We start from the raw sequence: 18,554 nt of genomic DNA, 5'->3' as shown, positions 1-18,554 counted from the left end.
TTCTCCTTTGTGGTTAATTGCTACTGCTGCGTAGTGCTGCTCTTAGATCAGGCGGGGTGCTGCGCTGCTTGCTTGTTGCTGGTCCTAGCACCAGGTCGACGGGCTGGATCGCTGCACTGCCCACCTGCGTGTATCCACCGCGCCGCGCCTCAGTGCCTGCCTCCTGCTTGGCTTCGGCCTTGCTGCTGTAGCCTTCGATGATCGCCAGCAGGTAACCGTGGCTTTTTAACGGCAGGGTGAGTGCGTCTCGCTTTGCCAGCATCTCGTTCAGCGCAGCCGCCCAGTAGTCCTGCGGGGCGGACCAGATGCGGCCGTTGCGCTCTATCTTTGCTTCGGCGATCAGCGGCAGCAGCTCGCCCAGCAGGTTCGCCACGCGGTCGAACGAGAGTTGGCGCTGCGCGGGGCGGAAGAGGCCGAGGTATTGCACGAGCAGCTTGCCAAGGGGCGCAGGGATGGCCAGCGCGGCCATGACGGCCTCGCGCGCGCCTTCGTTGCCGATGAGTACATCGAGCGAGAAGGCAGCGCCGCAGGCTGGGCAGGAGGTCTTCATGCCTGAACCTCAAGGTAGTAGCGATAGTGCCGTTCAACGCCCTCGACGCGGAGGTGGCCGAGCTTGAACAGGGACGCAATGGCGACACGTATCCGATGGTATTCGGCGGATTCCTTATTGAGCTTCTCGCATATCTCTGACGTGGTCAGGCCGGGCTGCGCAGAGACCAGGTCTTTCACTTCGGCAGAAATGCCGGACATACGGCGCACCTTGGCCTTCGGCATCTTGGGGATGGCACGCTTCGAGGCTTTTGGCGCAGTTGGCGTGTTCTTCTTGCCGTAGTAACAGTCCTGCCCGGCGATTACGCCGGAGATCCACCACACGATGCTTTCATGGCTACCCTTGATGATCTTGCAGCAGCCGATCTCACGCGCCTGGTACAGCTCCATCAGCGTGGCTTCGACGCGGCTTCGGTGATGGCCTTTGACGAGCACCTCGGTGTCGACCGGATTCAGAGCGGACGAACCGACCAACGCAGTGCGGATCGCCGATTTAAGATCAATGAGCATGGCCAGCCTTCCTTGCGTTGTAGAGGAAGGCGATGCCGGACATCATGTCGGCCTCAAGCACAGCCACGTCGCTCTTCTCGATCTCGCCAGCCGTGTGCAGGCCGATCAGGTAGCCCTGCAGGCGTCCGACCGCTGCGTGGGCTTCCGCCTCGCTGCCGGAGGCCACAGCCTGGCTGATTCCGTTGCGCAGGGTGAGCATGACGTCGTACTGCTCGTATTGGACAAGGCGGCTCATGCTGCCCTCCCGACTTTGTGCGGGTTCTCTGCCGGTACCGCCCACTTGATCTGGCAACCGAAGCGGTACACCCAACCGTAGCGGCGTTCGCCGTGCTGGCTGCGCTCGTATGCCAGGATGATTCCCTCGAAGCGGTCGCACATGGCGTTGTGCTTGACGATGATGCGTGGCTGTTCGGTGTCGCCTTCCACGCGCAGCACCTTGATGCCACTTGCTTTCAGAAACTTCACGCAGTAGTCGGCCACCTGGGCGAGCTGGAGACGTTCGACGGCATTCATGGCTGCACCTCGCCCAGTGCGACCAGCTCACGCACTTCGCAACGCACAACCGCGCCGCCGATACCGATGGTGCGACCGTTGAGACATTGCACCAGCGCCTCGCTCTGCGCGGCCACGTCGGCGTAGTGCTTCCAGCCGTCCCACAGGCTGGATGAGATCACCACCACCAGGGCGATGATCAGCGCCCAGTGCAGGGGCGCTGCGCGCTTTTCCATGTCCGCCATCTCGGCGTTTTCCTGCGCTGCCTGCCTTTGCGCATTGATGCGCGGTGCGTGGTCGATCATCATTTACCTCCCTTGAATGGGCAGCTTTGGCAGGCACGCCACTGGCGCATGGCCTGCGGGCTGCTGGTTGGTGTGCTGGCGGTGGATGTGGTGCGGCATTCGGCGTGGGTGATCTCGGTGCCGGTATGCGGGCAGGTGACGCGGGCATACATGTCCATCACCTTGGCGGCGATCTTGTCGGTCTTGGCCGGATACTTGTCGGCCAGCACCAGGGAGATCGTGGTGCGCGATACGGCCAGTTCGTCCGCCACGGCCTGATTGCTCGATGCCGCCACCTTGGCGCGCAGGATGGTTAGCCAATCCACAGTCTGGGTCATATCGCCACCTCGGTCTTGGTGTTGGGGTCGTAGACGGTGCCGCGACCGATCCGCCAGATGGGGGCATCCGGGCCGCTGTCCTTCTCGTCAGTGAGCCACCAGCGCTTGTAGCCGTTGCTGGTGAGGGAGGTTCCTTGCTCGCGCTTGGGAAGCTCGATCAGGTATCCCGCCGCAGCCAACGCACGCACGTACTTCTGCACGTTGCTGGTGATGTCGCCGCGCGCGTCGTCATCGGCCACCAGGGTGATGATCTCGGGCACGGTGAACTTGCGACGCAGGCGGATGGCGCGCCAGATGCGGATGCGGGTGGTGTTCTTCCAGACGCGCTTGCCGTTCTGCTGCTTGTCCTTGGGGCCGGAGCGGTACTGCGCACCGGCCTTGAGGGCTTCCAGCCCCGCCTTGGTGATGGTGTGGCAGCCTTGGCCGGTCTTCTCCAGCAGGCCGCTGTGGCACAGCTTGCGGCAGGATTCCTGCACCTTGCGCTTGGTCAGTTGGGTAAGGTCGACCAGGCGCTCTTCGGTTATGCACTCGCGCATGTCCGAATCCTTGATGGCCGTTAAGACCTGTTCAGCGATCCAGGCCATTTAACGGCCACCTTTCACCGACACCATGCGCGGGCGGCGCGCCTGCCAGTCGTGGGTCAGCACTTGTCCGGCCATGTCTTGCAGGCTGACGGCGCTGTTGCCGTTGCGCTTGGCGGTCTGTTCGACGGTGGCGATGGCGTTCATGATCTCGCGCACGCGGCCGCTGGATTGGCGGTGGATCTCGGTGACCAGGTCGGTGGCGATGGAGACTTCGCTGAGCTGCTTGCAGAACTCGGTGACATCTTCCGGTGTGGCGGGGTGGAACTCGACCACCTTGGCGATGCGGCTGCTGATCTGCAGGTGGCGGGCGATCTTGGCTTGCACTTCGTCCATGCCCACCAGGATCACCATCACTTCGGTCAGGTCTGACAGGTCGCGGATGGCTTCCAGCACTTCGGCACCATTGCGCAGGCAGTGTTCGACCTCGTCGATCACCAGCGGGATCTGCTGCCCGCCAAGAACACCAGCGATGCGGCCGAACACATCCTTGGCGCGGCCACGACTGTCGAGCTTGAGGGTCTCGGCCAGTTCACGCATGAAGTAGCTGGGCGTCCACTCGACCTTGGCGCGCAGATAGGCCGCTCCGTTGGCAACGGCCCACTGGTCAACCGTCTGGCTCTTGCCGTAGCCTGCGGGGCCGGATACCAGCATGAGGCTGGCTTCCGATGCACCGCGTGTCTCAACCGCGCTGATGCCGGTGCGGAACCGCTCGTAGTTGCTGATGTTCTTTACAAAGACTTTTTTCACTTCCATACTCCTTTTCGTAGTTACTTCACGTTGCTACTGCTTCATCGGCTGCTGGGTAGTGCTACCTAGCCAGCAGCCACCTCAAAACCCTCGCCAAACAGGTCATCCCATTCGTCGGTGTTGCAATACCAATCGAGCCAGTGTTCGTCCTGCGGGATCTTCTGGCTGGGGTTGGCTCGCAGCCAGCGATACTTGGCTGCGTCTGTTGTGAATACAGGGCGCGGTACCGGCAGGTAGGCGGCGTTATCGGGCAGCGGTTCTGCCTGGATAGGGGCCACACCGATGGCGATGTCCTGCCGCTCCAGCACAGGCTCTGCGTGGAAGTCGAACAGCGGCACGGTTTTGGCCTGCTGGTGCTCGATGACCAATGGCGGGTTGAGTTCTTCTTCGGCTTCGGCGATCTTGGCCTCGGCGCGCTTGATGCGACCTGCGGCGCGCTTTTCATCGGCGGCACGCTGCTGCGACATGGGGAAGTAGGCGGTTTTGTTGGCTTCGAACTCGGCCACGCAGATGAGGCGGCCTTCCATATCGCGCACCCATACGCGGCTGCCGTCATGGATGTCGTAGCCGATGCGGACTTGCTCGGCGTGGTAGTGCTCCAGGGCGCGGTTGAAGTAGATGTTGCCGAACAGGCGCACTTCGGCGCGGTGTGTCTTGCCGATCTTGTAGGGGCGGAACAGGTCGGCGGCCTCGGAGGCTTCGACCTTCACCGGCTCCCAGCCTTCTGCCATCGCAGCGGCCCATGCCTCGTTGGGGGTTTGATGACGCGACCGGCCTGTGACAGGGTCGGCGATCTTGGGCAGGCTGCGGTGCGGGCGGTTGTTGTAGGCGTCGGCCTTGGCTTCGCACCATTTAACGAACTCGCTGAACGGCATGAGCAGGCGCGAGGTGCCGACTGCGTTGATGTCTTTGCGGGTGATCTTGAAGGCGGCCTGCTTGGCTTCGCGGTCCATCGGTTCGCCCATGTAGGTGGGCAGTTCCTTGGCTCCGCGCACCCAGATGGTCTGGTGGCTGCGCTCGATGATGCCGCGCGCCTGGGAGTTGTACGGCAGGCTGTGGGTGATGCTGATGCCGAGGCGGGCCATGAAGCCGGTGGCGTCGTCGCCCATAAGGGCGTTCTTGTATCCGGAGCCGTTGTCCACGTAGAAGATTGAGGGGATGCCGCATTGCTCAACCGAGCAGCGCAGCGCGTCGAGGACCGCCCAGGTGGACTCTGCGAGATCCACGCTCCATCCCACCGATTTACGAGTGGCGATGTCGATCACGCTGGTGATCTCTGGGCGGAAGGGTTTGCCGTGGCGCGGGTGCGCGACTTCGGCATCGAAGGTGTGCCCGTCTGCGGTGTACGCATCGCCGGGCCACATCTGGCTGGTATCGCGGCGCACAAAGGCGCGCACCGACTTGATCTCGCGCGGCAGCATGCGGCCTTGGGCCAGATCCAGCTTGCTCATCTTTTCCAGGAAGCGCTGCGCGGCCCAGTATGACGGGGCGGACATGCCTTCCGGCAGCACCAGATCGTCCAGGCATTTCTTGAGGGTGGGCTTCTGCGGCTGCTGGTAGAGGCGGAGCAGCTCGGGTGCCCATGCGGGAACCTTCATCTGCGCTTCGTGGGCCTTCGGTGCCAGCGCGGCAAAGCCTTGCTCGGCTTCCTTCATCCAGCGGTAGATGGAGGTGCGGGACAGGTGGCGTTTGCCTTCCGATCCGGCCTTGGCGTTGGCCACCGGCACCAGACGCTGCAGCTGCTCGGGTAGCTCGTTGTTGGCGGCCAGTGCGATCACAGCCTGTATGGCTTTCTCCATACCGGCAGCCTTGGACAGGCGCTTGATCTCGGCGATGATGGCGCTGCGCGCCTCGGCTGTTTTGCGCTGCCAGTCTTTCAGCTCATGCGAAACCGGCAGAGCGACGGGATAAAAAGGTGCCGTGGTATTGGGGGCCACGGCACTGGAAACCGCTGGTGAAATGGTAGAAACGCCAGCGGGCTGGTTCTGTTTTAGGGTGTGGCGCAGGATGGCTTCGCGCACAGGCATGGGTAGGGTGGACAGGGGGTAGAGGCGCTTTTGGCCGCCACGGGCGGCTTGCTCTACAAAGGGCCATACTTCACGGTTGGCGCGATCACATGCGCTTGATTTAGCCACGCCTAGTGCGACGGCGATGGTTTTGATGTCCACGCGATCTGTCATTGCTGCTCTCCCAGGATTCGCTTGATTGCCTTCTCTTGCTTTGCCAGGTCTCCCCGCATCTGCTCGATCCGGCCCAGCTCGGCCAACATGGAGTCTTTGCCCGGCAGCACGCTGCATCCGAGCTTGCTGGCGTAGAAGTTCGCCAGCGCCGTTTGCTCGGTGGCTGCATCAAAGACGATGGCTGTTTCAAGATTGGGGATGTGATCTTCCGAGGCTTCGGAGGTGTATTTGTCCAGCGTGTTGACCGAGATTTCGCGGCCAAGCAGGCGGCTCATGTCGGCGGCGATCTGCCAGCGGTCCTTGTGACATGCCTTGATTGCTTCGCCCATGACAGCCGCAATTTCCCTGCGGAAATTCCACGATCCGGGCGTCATCGGGTGCGCCTGGGGGATGCTGGAGAACAGGTCTCCGGTCAGGGTGTCATAAGGGCGGCGGCTCATGTCAGACAGCCTTCAAAATTCTGCTGTCGGCGGCGGTTGTCTTGCTATTGCGCGCCAGTGCCGTTGCGTTAAACTGCACCGCACGGAAGCCGCGTGGCTTGATTGATCCGTCCTTGTTGTAGCGGGACGGCCATATCACCATTGGGTGTACGCCGATGGCGTCGGCGATGCGTTTTTCGTTGAGTGGGTAACTACGGGTGAAGGTGGATGAAAGCGAGGAAGAGCTTCTCATCCCATAGACTTCGGCTATTGATGCCAGCGTGATCCCGTTTTTATGGAGTGCGGCTTTGATGTCCGCTGGGTGCCAGTCTTGGTCGACTGGTTTTTTTGCCGCGCTCTTTGTCATGTTGCTCACTTCTGGGCTGTTGTTCGATGGTTCGCATTCTGAGGCTCAGTTATGAGCTATGTCAACCCCTCTGACAGCCTAATTTTGAGCCTGACGCTTTCTTGTTTCGCGGAGGACACATAAAAACTATGATTATTTATATAAATCAATTTATTAATGAAAGTGTCCGGCTGGGTGTTGCCGGACGCTTTCACCGGACGCTTTGACCGTGGAAGCGTCCGGAAGCGATATTCCTGACGATATCGCCAGTCGCCTGCGTGCTTTCAGGCTCAGAACTGGGAAGGCTCAGGATGTTTTCGCGCTCGAAATTGAGATAGCGTATGGCACCTACAAGCGCTTGGAAGCGGGCGACAAACCGAAGAGCGAGTCGCTGGAAAAGCTCAGGAAGGCGGGGTTGAACATCAATTGGTTGTTGTCTGGTGAGGGGGAGATGTTGCTATCCGACCAGGATCAGCACCGGCCATACGATCTGGGGCGCGCACCAACCGTCCTGACTGCTGGTGAGCCTGATGGGAATTACGTCGCCATCGACAAGTACGTCAACGTGAACGGCTCTGCCGGGCCTGGTGCGGAGGTGCACGAAGAGGCCATCGTTAAAGTCCGCGTCGACCTACGCCTGCTGCGCGAACGCATCGGCAACAACTTTGGCAAGATCAAGATCGCCTCGGTGTCTGGCGATAGCATGGAGCCAACGCTGTCGCATGGAGACCAGGTGTTGGTCGATACTTCCTGCAGTCGGTTCATTGACGATGCGATCTATGCCATCCAGCAGGACGGCCATCTGCGCTTCAAGCGCATCCAGCTCAAGCTGGACGGCTCGATTGTGGTGAAGAGTGATGGGTCGTTAAATACCGAGACCTACAGCGCTGACGAGGCTCAACGCTTCTTTGTGGTGGGGATTGTGATCCCCTTCAAGTTCGGCCGGTTTAAGATTTGATTGGTGTATGTCAGATTGATGCACTCGGCGCGCTCTTTGTACCAAAAGCCGCGCAAATACCGTTAATCGGCGTTCGTTTTTGCGCATTTTTCACGGCCTGCTTTTTCTGGCCTTAATTGTATCGAAAGCCGCGTGTTGCTTGGGTTTTGGAGTTTTTGTTTTGGTTCTCTTCATGTCCCATAACAGTCACTCCCCCACATTATCGTGGAAATTCGATTGGCGCCCGCATCCTCGCAAGCCCTTTTGTATTGGTGGCCCGGGGCGGAATCGAACCACCGACACAAGGATTTTCAATCCTCTGCTCTACCGACTGAGCTACCAGGCCATTTTGCACCCTTCCCTGGCGGGTTGGGTAAAACGAAGGCGCGCATTGTAGCGGCAAGCCGAGCGGCGGGCAACACAAAAAACGAACCCCGCTCAAAGCGGGGTTCGTCGGATGCAAGACTAAGTGGACCGTAGCGAGCGGTTCGAGGGCTAGGCGCACGGAGCACAGAAACCGGAATGTACTCAAAGTACATGAGGATTTCGAGCACCGCGCTGACAATTTCGCAACTGGCTTGCCAGTTAGCGGATTGCGTACCTTTGGTGCAACGCCGCTATCGAGCCGCGCATAACCAATGACTTGGTTGGCGTGGTTTGCCAACCTAGTCAGATGGCTAGTTGCTCCACCAGTAGGTTCAATTACATCATGCCGCCCATACCACCCATGCCGCCCATATCCCCGCCACCCATACCGCCGGCTGGCTTGTCTTCCGGCAATTCAGCCACCATGCAAGCAGTTGTCAGCATCAGGCCGGCGATGGAAGCTGCATTTTGCAGTGCAACGCGCGTTACCTTGGTCGGATCAACCACGCCCATGACCAGCATGTCGCCATACTCGCTGGAGGACGCGTTGTAACCGAAGCTGCCCTTGCCTTCCAGCACCTTGTTCACCACAACGCTGGGCTCGTCGCCTGCGTTCATGGTGATAGCACGGATAGGCGATTCCATGGCGCGCAGCACGATGGTGATACCGGCGTCCTGGTCGTGGTTGGCACCCTTCAGGCCGGCAACCGCTGCCTTGGCACGCAGCAAAGCTACGCCGCCGCCGGGGACGATGCCTTCTTCAACCGCAGCACGGGTCGCGTGCAATGCATCTTCCACGCGCGCCTTCTTTTCCTTCATTTCGACTTCGGTCGCAGCACCGACCTTGATCACTGCCACACCGCCAGACAGCTTGGCGAGACGTTCTTGCAGTTTTTCCTTGTCGTAGTCGCTGGTGGATTCTTCAGCCAGCTTCTTGATCTCGCCAACGCGACCCAGGATCGCTTCGTGCTTGCCTGCACCGTCGATGATGGTGGTGTTTTCCTTGCCCACTTCGATGCGCTTGGCTTGACCCATTTCAGCCAGTGTCGCCTTTTCCAGAGACAGGCCGACTTCTTCAGCGATCACGGTACCGCCGGTCAGGACGGCGATGTCTTCCAGCATCGCCTTGCGACGATCACCGAAGCCGGGCGCCTTGACGGCAACCGTCTTCAGGATGCCGCGGATGTTGTTCACCACCAGGGTTGCCAGTGCTTCGCCGTCCACATCTTCGGCGATGATCAGCAACGGACGACCGGCCTTGGCGACCTGTTCCAGCAGGGGCAGCAGGTCACGAATGTTGGAGATCTTCTTGTCATGCAACAGGATGAAGGGGTTCTCCATCGCGGCGATCTGCTTGTCGGCGTTGTTGATGAAGTAGGGAGACAGGTAGCCGCGGTCGAATTGCATACCTTCCACGATGTCCAGTTCGTCTTCCAGACCCTGACCGTCTTCAATGGTGATGACACCTTCCTTGCCCACTTTTTCCATCGCAGCAGCGATCTTCTCGCCGATCACGGTATCGGAGTTGGCGGAGATGCTGCCCACTTGCGCGATTTCCTTGGTGGTGGTGCAAGGCTTGGAGATCTTCTTCAGTTCTGCCACAGCGGCGATCACGGCCTGGTCGATACCGCGCTTCAGGTCCATCGGGTTCATGCCGGCGGCAACGAACTTCATGCCTTCCTGCACGATGGACTGTGCCAGCACAGTCGCAGTAGTTGTACCGTCACCGGCCACGTCGGAGGTCTTGGAAGCGACTTCCTTGACCATTTGCGCGCCCATGTTCTCGAACTTGTCCTTCAGTTCGATCTCCTTGGCGACGGATACTCCGTCCTTGGTGATGGTGGGAGAACCGTAGGAACGGTCCAGCACCACGTTACGGCCTTTCGGACCCAGAGTCACCTTGACCGCATCGGCCAGAATGTTGACGCCCACGACCATCTTGGCACGTGCTGCATCATGGAATTTCACGTCTTTAGCTGCCATGTTTGTTTTCTCCTGAATGTTCGTAAATTTAGATTAGGCCTCAATCACCCCGATAATGTCCTCTTCGCGCATCTGCAGAAGTTCGACCCCGTCCATCTTGAAGTCCTGACCATATGTTTTAGCGAACATCACCTTGTCACCAACCTTCACGTTCATCGGGCGCAGCTTGCCGTCATCACCCATTTTGCCATTACCTACCGCAACAACGACACCTTGATCGGGCTTCTCGGTAGCAGCATCGGGAATAATGATTCCGGATGCAGTCTTGGTTTCTGCTTCCATGCGCTTAACGATCACGCGGTCGCCTAAGGGACGAATCTTCATGCTTTATCTCCTGAAAACATTGAGTTGAAAAATACGTGAGCGGGTCGGGCGTTATAGATCTTTTGACCAAGCCGGCCAAATTGCCGGTTAGCACTCCCCGCCAGCGACTGCTAATGATAGGGACTCAAGCTCCTCTTTTCAAGGGCGTTGAAGAAATTTATCTGGAAAACAGGGCACTAGCGGTTTAGCACACTGTTCAGCGCACTGGCCAGGTCGGGAAATTTGAACTGGCAACCCGCCTTCATCAGCCTCGTCGGCAGAACACGTTGCCCCTCCAGCAGCAGCGCCGCGCGCTCACCCATGGCCAGTCGCAACATCAAGGCTGGAGCAATGAAGAACGCCGGACGGCGCAGCATGGATGCCAGCGTCAGGGTGAACTCGGTGTTGGTGACCGGTTGCGGTGCGGTCATGTTGAATGGGCCGCACATCTGCTCGTCGCGCAACAGGCGCAGTACCATCGCCACATAATCGTCGACGTGCACCCAGCTCATCCATTGTGTACCGCTGCCCAGGCGCGCGCCCAAGCCCAGCCTGAATGGCAACAACATGCGCCCGAGCAAGCCTCCGCGCTCGCTCAATACCAGACCAGTGCGTAGCAGACAGACGCGCACGCCAGAAGCTTCCGCGGCCAATGCCGCAGTTTCCCAATCCCGGCACAGGCCCGCGGCAAAATCATCGCCTGCACCGGCGTTTTCATCCAGTTCAGTATCGCCGCGATTGCCGTAATATCCGACAGCCGAGCCGCTCAGCAGCACCGCAGGTTTTTGTCTGGCGGCGGCGATGCATCGCACCAGCTCTTCAGTCAATGCAATGCGGCTGTCGCGCAACGCCTGTTTGCGCTTTTCCGTCCACGCCTCATCCACGATCGGCTGGCCTGCCAGGTTGATGACCGCGTCGAACGTCCGGTCTGGTCGCCATTCTTCCAGCGTCGCCATTGCCTGAGCCGATGCGCAGCATTTGACAGCTACCGTTGCCGGGCGGCGGCTCAGCACGGTCAGCAGATGCCCTTCTGCCTGCAGCGCCTTGCAAAGATGCCGCCCGATCAGGCCTGTCCCGCCAGTGATCAAGATTCGCATGACAGCCTCCAGAGACGATTTCGACGCCAGTATCTTACGCCACCGGCAAACTCCGCTATGATTCCGCGTATGTCAGCCAACAGCAACCTCCTCGAACGCAGCCTTTCTGCCGTGTGGCATCCCTGCACCCAGATGAAACGGCACGAAAACCTGCCGCTGGTTCCCATCGCGCGCGGCGATGGCGTATGGTTATACGACCCGGAGGGCAAGCGTTATCTGGATGCGGTGAGTTCGTGGTGGGTCAACCTGTTCGGCCATTGCAACCCGCGCATCAACGCTGCCCTCACCGACCAGCTCGGCAAACTGGAGCATGTGATGCTGGCCGGTTTCACCCACGAGCCGGTGGTCCAGTTATCGGAGAGGCTGCGCGCACTCGCCCCCGCCGGACTGGGACACTGCTTCTACGGTTCCGACGGTGCATCCGCCACCGAGATCGCGCTGAAAATGAGTGCCCACTATTGGCGCAACAATGGCAAGCCGGAAAAGACTCAGTTCATCAGCATGCAGAACAGCTACCACGGCGAAACGCTGGGCGCATTGTCGGTGACCGATGTCGCCTTGTTCCGCGACGCCTATGGCGCATTGATCAGGCAAAACGCCACCGTGCCCAGCCCGGATAGCCGCGAAGCAGAAGCTGGAGAAAGCCCGGATGCTTTTGCCTTGCGTTGCGCCGATGCACTCGAAACACATCTGCATGCACATCACGGCAACATCGCCGCCTTCATCGTCGAACCGCTGATCCAGGGCGCGGCAGGCATGGCGATGTACCACCCGGTCTATTTGCTGCGTGCGCGCGAATTGTGTTCGCGCTTTGGTGTGCACCTGATCGCGGACGAGATCGCGGTCGGCATGGGCAGGACCGGCACCATGTTCGCCTGTGAGCAGGCGCCCCCACCCCTTGCCCTCCCCCAGGGGGAGAGGGGGATTTCACCCGACTTCCTGCTGCTGTCTAAAGGCATCACCGGTGGCTACCTGCCGCTTTCCATCGTGATGACGACCGACGACATCTATCAAGCCTTCTATGCCGACGAGACTGCGCGCGGATTCCTGCATTCGCATTCCTACACTGGCAACCCGCTGGCCTGCCGCGCCGCACTGGCGACCCTGGACATCTTCGCCCAGGACGATGTACTCAATGCCAACCGCAGCAAGGCGGCCTTTTTCAACCGCATCGCACAACCACTGCGCGAACACCCTAGGGTAAGGAACTTCCGCAATACCGGCATGGTCTGGGCGTTCGAAGTGGATACGCCGCATGCAGATTTCGCCCAGCGCTGTTTCAGCCTTGGTCTGCAGCACGAATTATTGTTGCGCCCCATGGGCAACACGGTATATTTCATGCCACCCTATGTCATTGGCGAAGACGAGATGAGATTGCTCGTGACGCACACGCTGAAAGTGATCGATCGTTTGATATGAAACGCCCGTACGCCGCACTCCTGCTGTGCCTCGCTGTCAATGTCCATGCCGCCTCGCTGCCGGCAACGGTCGTCCAGGAATTGAAGAACGCGCATATCCCGCGCTCCGGTATCGCCGTCGAGGTTCGCGAGGTGGGCAAACACGCCCCGCTCATCAGCATCAACGCACAGCGCCCGATGAATCCGGCTTCCACCATGAAGCTGCTCACCACCTATTCCTCGCTCGACCTGCTCGGACCTGCATACACCTGGAAGACCGAAGCCTGGATCGACGGCGAGCTGAAGGACGGAGTACTCGACGGCAATCTGATCCTCAAGGGTTACGGCGACCCGAAATTCACCATCGAGCAATTCTGGTTGTGGCTGAGCGAGCTGCGAGCGCGCGGCCTGCGCGAGATCCGTGGCGACCTCATCCTGGATCGCAGTTACTTCGACCTGCCACCCTACGATCCCGGCGCATTCGACGCCGATCCGGTGCGCGCGTACAACGTCGGCCCCGATGCGCTGTTGCTCAATTTCAACACCCTGCGCCTGCGCTACATGCCCGACGGTATCGGCCTCAAGGTCGTCACCGAACCGCCGCTGGACGGCATGACGCTGCACAACCAGCTGACGCCCAATAACGAAAAAGTGAACTGCGACAACTGGGACGACTTGTTCCAGGTGCAACCGCAGGGCGACAGCGTCGTGCTGCAAGGCGACTATCCCATGGGGTGCGGCGAACGCGAACAGAACCTCAGCGTGATGCCGCACACAAGATATGTGGGTGCGGTCTTCAGCGCTGTTTGGAAAGAACTCGGCGGCACTTTGCAAGGCAAGGAGCGGGATGGCGTGGTCGGCACTGGCGCAAAGCTCTTCTCCACCCATCGCTCCGAACCCTTGAGCTCGATCATTCGGGACATCAACAAGTACAGCAACAATGTCATGGCCCGCCAACTGTTCCTGACGTTAGGCGAGACCGTGCCTGTCGCAAAAGACAATGAGCCGCCGACAGAAAACGAACCGGCCTCGGGCGTGGCCGCAACCCAAGCCAGCTTCCCCGAAAATGAAGAATGGACAGGGCGCATGAGCATCGAGCGCAGCGTGTTGGCGATGCAACTCTGGCTGGCGCGCAACCACCTGCATTTCCCGGAACTGGTGTTGGAGAACGGCGCCGGGCTCTCGCGCAATGAGCGCATCAGTGTGGCCAGCATGGATAAGTTGTTACAGCTTGCCTACGATGATCCGCTGAGCGCCGAGCTGCAGGCCTCGCTGCCCATACTTGGCGTGGACGGCTCGGTCAGAAGACGCCTCAAGGACAGCCCCGCCGCCAGCCACGCCCACCTCAAGACCGGCACGCTGGAAGGCGTCAAGACCATCGCTGGCTATGTACGTTCGAAGAGCGGCCGCGAATGGATCGTCGTGTTCTATATCAACCACCCTTATGCCAAGGCCGGACAGGGTGCGCAGGATGCGCTGATCGAGTGGGTGGCGCGCAAATAACTCTCTGATCAAGCTCGGCTTACCCCAATCAACTTTAAAATGTATCTAGATACTTTTGCGAAAAATATCTAGTACTTTCCACAAAACTATCTAGTACTTTTTTGTCCTTTACTGCATTGAGGATAATAAAAGAGAATCCGCGCTGCAATTTGCAATGCGCAAACTGTATTTGTTAATTCATAAGGAACAAAAATGAAGAAAATCGCTTCTGTACTATTTCTCTCGGCAACAGTTTCTGCTTCCGCTTTCGCTGCGGATCAGGGTGCTTACGTTAACGCTGATTTGGGTCAAGCAAACTTCAGCAATGCCACAAGTCAATTTTCCACTACCAAATTCGGCAATCCAGGATCTATCACCATTGGCGGCGGTTATCACTTTAACCAAAATGTGGGTGTAGAAGCTGGCTATTCCATCATCGGAGATTCGACCATTACTACCAGTGCTGGTGGTGGCGCTAGCACAACGGAAAAATTGAAGACCTCTTCCCTGCAGCTTGCTGCAGTCGGTACTTTTCCGATCAACGACAAATTTGATCTGTTCGGCAAATTGGGGTTAGCAAACACCAAAATTGATTACACAGCTACTGCCTTCGGCGGCACTTTCGTACCCAGTGTTGCCCAAACCGCAAGTGCCAGCAAGACCAACTTGATGTTCGGTATCGGAGGTCAGTTCAACATCAACAAGCGATTCGGCATTCGTCTGCAGTATCAAGATTTCGGCAAAGTCCAATTGCCCGGATTGTTCTTCGGAGGGGTGAACGCACCCAATATTGGCGTGCAGGTATTCTCGGTAGGTGGTGTGTACAACTTCTAATTTGAAGTTAGCCTAATGAAAAGCCGGGGAGACCCGGCTTTTTTGTTTTTTTGCCGACTACAAACCCAGTTCGCTCCACATCGCATCCACCTTCGCTTTCACAACAGCATCCATCACGATAGGTGTGCCCCATTCGCGTTGCGTCTCGCCCGGCCATTTATTGGTCGCATCCAGTCCCATCTTGCCGCCCAATCCTGAAACCGGACTGGCGAAGTCGAGGTAGTCGATCGGCGTGTTCTCCACCAGCAGCGTGTCGCGCACCGGGTCCATGCGCGTGGTGATCGCCCAGATCACTTCCTTCCAGTCGCGCACGTCGATGTCGTCATCCACCACCACGATGAACTTGGTGTACATGAACTGGCGCAGGAAGCTCCAGATGCCGAACATCACGCGCTTGGCATGCCCGGCGTATTGCTTCCTGATGCTCACCACCGCCATGCGATAGGAGCAACCTTCAGGCGGCAGGTAGAAATCGGCGATCTCCGGGAATTGCTTTTGCAGCAGCGGCACGAACACCTCGTTCAGCGCGACGCCTAGCATGGCCGGTTCGTCGGGCGGCTTGCCGGTGTAGGTGGAGTGGTAAATGGGATCGCGGCGCATGGTGATGCGCTGGATGGTAAAGACCGGAAACTTGTCCTGCTCGTTGTAGTAACCGGTGTGGTCGCCGTACGGTCCTTCCAGCGCGGTTTCGCCCGGATGGATCACGCCTTCCAGCACGATTTCGGCGGAAGCGGGCACTTGCAAGTCGCTGCCGATGCATTTCACCAGTTCGGTCTTGCTGCCGCGCAACAATCCCGCGAACTGGTATTCGGACAATGAGTCGGGAACGGGGGTCACCGCACCGAGGATGGTCGCGGGATCGGCACCGATCACCACCGCCACCGGGAACGGCTGCCCCGGGTTCTTCTCGCAGTGGTCGCGAAAATCCAGCGCGCCGCCGCGGTGCGCCAGCCAGCGCATGATGACCTTGTTCGGCGCGATGACCTGCTGGCGGTAGATGCCGAGGTTCTGGCGCGGCTTGTTCGGACCGCGCGTGACCACCAGCCCCCAGGTGATCAGCGGCGCAACATCGCCCGGCCAGCAATGCTGGATCGGCAGTTTCGACAGATCGACGTCGTTGCCCTCCCACACCACTTCCTGGCACGGGGCGGAAGACAGCACCTTGGGCGACATGGTGAGGACTTGTTTGAGTATCGGCCATTTCTCCCACGCATCCTTCAGACCCTTGGGCGGCTCCGGTTCTTTCAGGTAGGCGAGCAGCTTGCCGACTTCGCGCAAGGCCGTAATTGAATCTTCGCCCATGCCCAGTGCCACGCGGCGCGGCGTGCCGAACAGGTTGGCCAGCACCGGCATCTTGTGCCCGGCCACGTTCTCGAACAGCAGCGCGGGGCCTTGCACGCGCAGCACACGATCGCAGATCTCGGTCATTTCCAGGTGTGTGGAGACTGGCGCGGTAACGCGTTTTAGCTCACCGAGCTTTTCCAGTTGGGAGATGAAGTCGCGCAGATCTTTGTATTTCATTTCAGTGTCCCTTCAGGCATTTATCTCCCCTCTCCCGCTAGCGGGAGAGGGGCTGGGGGGAGAGGGCTATAACCGTCAATCGTATTTGTTCCAACACTCCGTCCAACTGTTGCATGACATCATTGTTCCAAAACCGTAACACAGTGTAGCCTTGGCTTCTCAGCCAGAAATCGCGCCGTTGGTCGTATTCAACCTGCTCGGAATGCTGTCCACCGTCAATTTCAATAATCAACTTCCGCTCCACGGATACAAAATCGACGATATAGCAACCAATTGGTTTTTGCCGCTTGAATTTCAGCTTCATGAAGCGGTGCGCCCACAGGTGGAACCACAGCCGCTGCTCGGCTTCTGTTTGTTGGGTGCGTAAAGTTTTGGCGTTGTCTAAGATTTCTTTTTCAGCCACAACACCCTCTCCCCTACCCCTCTCCCGCTAGCGGGAGAGGGGATACCTAATAAAACCTTGCCTCGCCCTCGGGCCGCGTCTTGAACCGCTTGTGCAGCCAGAAATACTGTTCCGGCATCTCGCGGATGCGATCCTCGATGAAGGCATTCATGCGCCGCGCATCGGCGATATCGTCCCCGCTCGGATAATTCTCCCACGCCGGATAGAACGTCAGCACATACCCCTCGCCGCCGGGCAGCACGCGCGTGATGCTGGGCACGACTTTCGCACCGGTCATCTGCGCGATGCGCGGCAGCGAAGTCATAGTCGCGGCAGGCACGCCGAAGAAAGGGATGAACGCACCATCCTTGACCCCCTGATCCTGATCGGGCGGATAGATGAAGGGCATGCCTTTGCGCATCCCCTTGAGGATGGGGCGCAAACCTTCCTGTCTGGAATAGAGATGCTGGTTGCGGAAGCGTGCCCGCTTTTCCAGCAACAACTCGGTCAAGTAGCGGTTCTTCTGGTTCGCATACATGCATACCGTGTCAGTGTGCTGCGCGATCCATTGGCCGCCCGCATCCATGCCGACGAAATGCGGTGTGAGAAAGATGGCTGGCTTGTCCTTGACCGCCTCGAAATGCTCCACACCCTCGACGCGGATGAGACTGCGGATGCGTTCGGCACTCGACCACCACAGGATGCTGCGCTCGATCAGACCGCGACAGAACATCTTGAAATGCGCACGTACGAGTTGCTCGCGATCCACTTCGCTCATCCCGGGGAAACACAGCCCCAAGTTGATCATGCCCACCCGGCGGCGCTCTGACGCCAACGGATAGAGCACTAACCCGAGTCCATTACCGATGGCAACGATGACGCGGAACGGCAAAAAATGGATCAGCCAGAAGACGAAAACGCCGATGCGCACCAGCATCACTGCTCCTTGACTGTGTCTGGCGGCAATGCACCGCGCGGCACTTTGTAACGGTTATAACTCCACAGGTACTGCTCGGGGCAGGTACGTATCGTCTTTTCCAGTACCGCGTTGATCTGCGCCGGAATGGAAATGGCGGGATCGATGGCCAGGGGCGTGAAATGCAACGCATAACCTTCGCCGTGCGGCAAACGCTCGCTGCTGCACATCACCACCGCCGCCCCGCTGGATTTGATCAGCTTTCCGATCAGCGTCATGGTATAGGCGGGACGCCCGAAGAACGGCACCCATTCGCCCTCGCCATTGCCCGGCACCTGATCCGGCAATACGCCGATGATCCCGCCGTGCTTGAGCGTCTTGATCAGCTGGCGCACGCCGCCCAGGTCGGTCGGGGCCAGTTTGGTCTGCCCGCGCGCACGGCCTTCATACATCAATTTGTCGAGGAAGGCCCAGCGCGGCGGGCGATACATGGTGGTGATCGGCAGGCGGGCAGCGATGAACAGGCTGATGATCTCGAAGCAGCCGAGATGCGGCGTCAGTGCGATCACCCCCTTGCCCTGCGCGACTGCCGCTTCGATATGTTCCCAACCGTGGTATTGCTTGACGCCGGTGAGCACTTTCTCCAGCGGACGGCGCCATACCCAGGGCAGCTCCATTATCCCTTTGCCCGCCTCGCTTACATTGGCCCGAACCAGCTTGCGATACCCGTCCCGCGAATCTGCCAGGCCGGCGCTTTGCAGGTTTGCCCGCAAACGCCTGGCATAACGCCCCGAAGACAGATAGACCACCCAGCCGAGCAGCGTGCCGATACGGTGCAATAGCCACAGCGGCAGACGCGCCAACACATCAAATACGATAACCATTCA

22 protein-coding genes and 1 tRNA gene are annotated in these 18,554 nt (G+C 59.2%); 4 read left to right on the top strand and 19 right to left on the bottom strand.

Going from position 1 to position 18,554, the window contains the following annotated elements:
• Nucleotides 1–13: 13 nt before the first annotated feature.
• The 11 genes from SLIT_RS00995 to SLIT_RS00950 are packed head-to-tail and all read right to left on the bottom strand — an operon-like array spanning nucleotide 14 to nucleotide 6,470.
• Entirely contained in the window at nucleotides 14–550 is a 537-nt protein-coding gene (locus SLIT_RS00995; RefSeq protein ID WP_013028340.1) for an HI_1489 N-terminal domain-containing protein, read from the bottom strand.
• Nucleotides 547–1,059, bottom strand: a complete 513-nt coding sequence (locus SLIT_RS00990) for a hypothetical protein (protein ID WP_013028339.1) — start codon at nucleotides 1,057–1,059, stop codon at nucleotides 547–549. The genes SLIT_RS00995 and SLIT_RS00990 overlap by 4 nt, the downstream gene beginning before the upstream one ends.
• Entirely contained in the window at nucleotides 1,049–1,294 is a 246-nt protein-coding gene (locus tag SLIT_RS14975; RefSeq protein WP_013028338.1) for a hypothetical protein, read from the bottom strand. Before SLIT_RS14975 ends, SLIT_RS00990 begins: the two co-directional genes overlap by 11 nt.
• Entirely contained in the window at nucleotides 1,291–1,572 is a 282-nt protein-coding gene (locus tag SLIT_RS14970) for a hypothetical protein (protein ID WP_013028337.1), read from the bottom strand. Before SLIT_RS14970 ends, SLIT_RS14975 begins: the two co-directional genes overlap by 4 nt.
• Nucleotides 1,569–1,859, bottom strand: coding sequence for a hypothetical protein (locus SLIT_RS00980; RefSeq protein ID WP_150102912.1), 291 nt, complete (start codon nucleotides 1,857–1,859; stop codon nucleotides 1,569–1,571). Before SLIT_RS00980 ends, SLIT_RS14970 begins: the two co-directional genes overlap by 4 nt.
• Nucleotides 1,856–2,173 (bottom strand): hypothetical protein, encoded by a 318-nt coding sequence (locus SLIT_RS00975; RefSeq protein WP_013028335.1) that lies wholly within the window; start codon nucleotides 2,171–2,173, stop codon nucleotides 1,856–1,858. The genes SLIT_RS00980 and SLIT_RS00975 overlap by 4 nt, the downstream gene beginning before the upstream one ends.
• Nucleotides 2,170–2,757 carry a hypothetical protein gene (locus tag SLIT_RS00970; protein WP_013028334.1) on the bottom strand — a complete coding sequence of 196 codons (588 nt, stop codon included), beginning with the start codon at nucleotides 2,755–2,757 and terminating at the stop codon, nucleotides 2,170–2,172. The genes SLIT_RS00975 and SLIT_RS00970 overlap by 4 nt, the downstream gene beginning before the upstream one ends.
• Nucleotides 2,758–3,510 (bottom strand): AAA family ATPase, encoded by a 753-nt coding sequence (locus tag SLIT_RS00965; RefSeq protein ID WP_398348522.1) that lies wholly within the window; start codon nucleotides 3,508–3,510, stop codon nucleotides 2,758–2,760.
• A gap of 59 nt (nucleotides 3,511–3,569) precedes the next feature.
• On the bottom strand, nucleotides 3,570–5,684 hold the full coding sequence (locus SLIT_RS00960; RefSeq protein WP_013028332.1) for a Mu transposase C-terminal domain-containing protein: 2,115 nt from the start codon (nucleotides 5,682–5,684) through the stop codon (nucleotides 3,570–3,572).
• A complete protein-coding gene (locus tag SLIT_RS16020) occupies nucleotides 5,681–6,124 on the bottom strand; it encodes a hypothetical protein (RefSeq protein ID WP_013028331.1) in 444 nt (147 codons plus the stop codon). Before SLIT_RS16020 ends, SLIT_RS00960 begins: the two co-directional genes overlap by 4 nt.
• A gap of 1 nt (nucleotide 6,125) precedes the next feature.
• Complete coding sequence (locus SLIT_RS00950; protein ID WP_013028330.1) at nucleotides 6,126–6,470, bottom strand: helix-turn-helix domain-containing protein; 345 nt, start codon at nucleotides 6,468–6,470, stop codon at nucleotides 6,126–6,128.
• Nucleotides 6,471–6,678: 208 nt separating this feature from the next.
• On the opposite strand from SLIT_RS00950, the gene SLIT_RS14965 reads away from it, so the two are divergent.
• Entirely contained in the window at nucleotides 6,679–7,407 is a 729-nt protein-coding gene (locus SLIT_RS14965) for an XRE family transcriptional regulator (RefSeq protein ID WP_013028329.1), read from the top strand.
• A 249-nt stretch (nucleotides 7,408–7,656) separates the two neighbouring features.
• Here the strand turns inward: SLIT_RS14965 and SLIT_RS00940 are convergent.
• The 4 genes from SLIT_RS00940 to SLIT_RS00925 all read right to left on the bottom strand — a co-directional run bounded on the left by SLIT_RS00940 (nucleotide 7,657) and on the right by SLIT_RS00925 (nucleotide 11,135).
• Nucleotides 7,657–7,732 (bottom strand) — tRNA-Phe (locus SLIT_RS00940).
• 356 nt (nucleotides 7,733–8,088) lie between these two features.
• Nucleotides 8,089–9,735 carry a chaperonin GroEL gene (groL, locus tag SLIT_RS00935; RefSeq protein WP_013028328.1) on the bottom strand — a complete coding sequence of 549 codons (1,647 nt, stop codon included), beginning with the start codon at nucleotides 9,733–9,735 and terminating at the stop codon, nucleotides 8,089–8,091.
• A 33-nt stretch (nucleotides 9,736–9,768) separates the two neighbouring features.
• A complete protein-coding gene (locus tag SLIT_RS00930; RefSeq protein WP_013028327.1) occupies nucleotides 9,769–10,059 on the bottom strand; it encodes a co-chaperone GroES in 291 nt (96 codons plus the stop codon).
• Between the two features lie 176 nt (nucleotides 10,060–10,235).
• Nucleotides 10,236–11,135 (bottom strand): TIGR01777 family oxidoreductase, encoded by a 900-nt coding sequence (locus tag SLIT_RS00925; protein ID WP_013028326.1) that lies wholly within the window; start codon nucleotides 11,133–11,135, stop codon nucleotides 10,236–10,238.
• Between the two features lie 69 nt (nucleotides 11,136–11,204).
• On the opposite strand from SLIT_RS00925, the gene bioA reads away from it, so the two are divergent.
• The 3 genes from bioA (at nucleotide 11,205) to SLIT_RS14960 (ending at nucleotide 14,848) form a co-directional block, all read left to right on the top strand.
• Nucleotides 11,205–12,554 (top strand): adenosylmethionine--8-amino-7-oxononanoate transaminase, encoded by a 1,350-nt coding sequence (bioA, locus tag SLIT_RS00920; RefSeq protein ID WP_041420930.1) that lies wholly within the window; start codon nucleotides 11,205–11,207, stop codon nucleotides 12,552–12,554.
• Nucleotides 12,551–14,035, top strand: coding sequence for a D-alanyl-D-alanine carboxypeptidase/D-alanyl-D-alanine endopeptidase (dacB, locus tag SLIT_RS00915; protein WP_013028324.1), 1,485 nt, complete (start codon nucleotides 12,551–12,553; stop codon nucleotides 14,033–14,035). The genes bioA and dacB overlap by 4 nt, the downstream gene beginning before the upstream one ends.
• A 192-nt stretch (nucleotides 14,036–14,227) precedes the next feature.
• A complete protein-coding gene (locus SLIT_RS14960; RefSeq protein WP_013028323.1) occupies nucleotides 14,228–14,848 on the top strand; it encodes a porin family protein in 621 nt (206 codons plus the stop codon).
• A gap of 57 nt (nucleotides 14,849–14,905) precedes the next feature.
• Here SLIT_RS14960 and ubiD read toward each other — a convergent pair whose 3' ends face one another.
• The 4 genes from ubiD to SLIT_RS00890 are packed head-to-tail and all read right to left on the bottom strand — an operon-like array spanning nucleotide 14,906 to nucleotide 18,551.
• Complete coding sequence (gene ubiD, locus SLIT_RS00905; protein WP_013028322.1) at nucleotides 14,906–16,369, bottom strand: 4-hydroxy-3-polyprenylbenzoate decarboxylase; 1,464 nt, start codon at nucleotides 16,367–16,369, stop codon at nucleotides 14,906–14,908.
• A 37-nt stretch (nucleotides 16,370–16,406) separates the two neighbouring features.
• Entirely contained in the window at nucleotides 16,407–16,772 is a 366-nt protein-coding gene (locus SLIT_RS00900) for an endonuclease domain-containing protein (protein WP_013028321.1), read from the bottom strand.
• A gap of 46 nt (nucleotides 16,773–16,818) precedes the next feature.
• On the bottom strand, nucleotides 16,819–17,688 hold the full coding sequence (locus SLIT_RS00895) for an LpxL/LpxP family acyltransferase (RefSeq protein ID WP_013028320.1): 870 nt from the start codon (nucleotides 17,686–17,688) through the stop codon (nucleotides 16,819–16,821).
• Nucleotides 17,688–18,551, bottom strand: a complete 864-nt coding sequence (locus SLIT_RS00890) for a lysophospholipid acyltransferase family protein (RefSeq protein WP_013028319.1) — start codon at nucleotides 18,549–18,551, stop codon at nucleotides 17,688–17,690. The genes SLIT_RS00895 and SLIT_RS00890 overlap by 1 nt, the downstream gene beginning before the upstream one ends.
• Nucleotides 18,552–18,554: the final 3 nt, after the last annotated feature.

The organism is Sideroxydans lithotrophicus ES-1 (assembly GCF_000025705.1).
Taxonomy (GTDB): Bacteria; Pseudomonadota; Gammaproteobacteria; order Burkholderiales; family Gallionellaceae; genus Sideroxyarcus; species Sideroxyarcus lithotrophicus.
Note: the sequence above shows the minus strand (reverse complement) of the source record. Positions and strands in the feature narration are given on the sequence as shown.

Excerpts from the sequence above, each read along its gene's own strand:
- SLIT_RS16020 (WP_013028331.1), bottom strand. The coding sequence starts at position 6,124 with ATGAGCCGCCGCCCTTATGACACCCTGACCGGAGACCTGTTCTCCAGC.
- SLIT_RS00965 (WP_398348522.1), bottom strand. The coding sequence starts at position 3,510 with ATGGAAGTGAAAAAAGTCTTTGTAAAGAACATCAGCAACTACGAGCGG.
- groL (WP_013028328.1), bottom strand. The coding sequence starts at position 9,735 with ATGGCAGCTAAAGACGTGAAATTCCATGATGCAGCACGTGCCAAGATG.
- SLIT_RS00995 (WP_013028340.1), bottom strand. The coding sequence starts at position 550 with ATGAAGACCTCCTGCCCAGCCTGCGGCGCTGCCTTCTCGCTCGATGTA.
- SLIT_RS00960 (WP_013028332.1), bottom strand. The coding sequence starts at position 5,684 with ATGACAGATCGCGTGGACATCAAAACCATCGCCGTCGCACTAGGCGTG.
- SLIT_RS14970 (WP_013028337.1), bottom strand. The coding sequence starts at position 1,572 with ATGAATGCCGTCGAACGTCTCCAGCTCGCCCAGGTGGCCGACTACTGC.
- SLIT_RS00925 (WP_013028326.1), bottom strand. The coding sequence starts at position 11,135 with ATGCGAATCTTGATCACTGGCGGGACAGGCCTGATCGGGCGGCATCTT.
- SLIT_RS00990 (WP_013028339.1), bottom strand. The coding sequence starts at position 1,059 with ATGCTCATTGATCTTAAATCGGCGATCCGCACTGCGTTGGTCGGTTCG.
- SLIT_RS00980 (WP_150102912.1), bottom strand. The coding sequence starts at position 1,859 with ATGATGATCGACCACGCACCGCGCATCAATGCGCAAAGGCAGGCAGCG.
- ubiD (WP_013028322.1), bottom strand. The coding sequence starts at position 16,369 with ATGAAATACAAAGATCTGCGCGACTTCATCTCCCAACTGGAAAAGCTC.
- bioA (WP_041420930.1), top strand. The coding sequence starts at position 11,205 with ATGTCAGCCAACAGCAACCTCCTCGAACGCAGCCTTTCTGCCGTGTGG.
- SLIT_RS14975 (WP_013028338.1), bottom strand. The coding sequence starts at position 1,294 with ATGAGCCGCCTTGTCCAATACGAGCAGTACGACGTCATGCTCACCCTG.
- SLIT_RS00890 (WP_013028319.1), bottom strand. The coding sequence starts at position 18,551 with ATGGTTATCGTATTTGATGTGTTGGCGCGTCTGCCGCTGTGGCTATTG.
- SLIT_RS00975 (WP_013028335.1), bottom strand. The coding sequence starts at position 2,173 with ATGACCCAGACTGTGGATTGGCTAACCATCCTGCGCGCCAAGGTGGCG.
- SLIT_RS14960 (WP_013028323.1), top strand. The coding sequence starts at position 14,228 with ATGAAGAAAATCGCTTCTGTACTATTTCTCTCGGCAACAGTTTCTGCT.
- SLIT_RS00950 (WP_013028330.1), bottom strand. The coding sequence starts at position 6,470 with ATGACAAAGAGCGCGGCAAAAAAACCAGTCGACCAAGACTGGCACCCA.
- SLIT_RS00930 (WP_013028327.1), bottom strand. The coding sequence starts at position 10,059 with ATGAAGATTCGTCCCTTAGGCGACCGCGTGATCGTTAAGCGCATGGAA.
- SLIT_RS00895 (WP_013028320.1), bottom strand. The coding sequence starts at position 17,688 with ATGCTGGTGCGCATCGGCGTTTTCGTCTTCTGGCTGATCCATTTTTTG.
- dacB (WP_013028324.1), top strand. The coding sequence starts at position 12,551 with ATGAAACGCCCGTACGCCGCACTCCTGCTGTGCCTCGCTGTCAATGTC.
- SLIT_RS00970 (WP_013028334.1), bottom strand. The coding sequence starts at position 2,757 with ATGGCCTGGATCGCTGAACAGGTCTTAACGGCCATCAAGGATTCGGAC.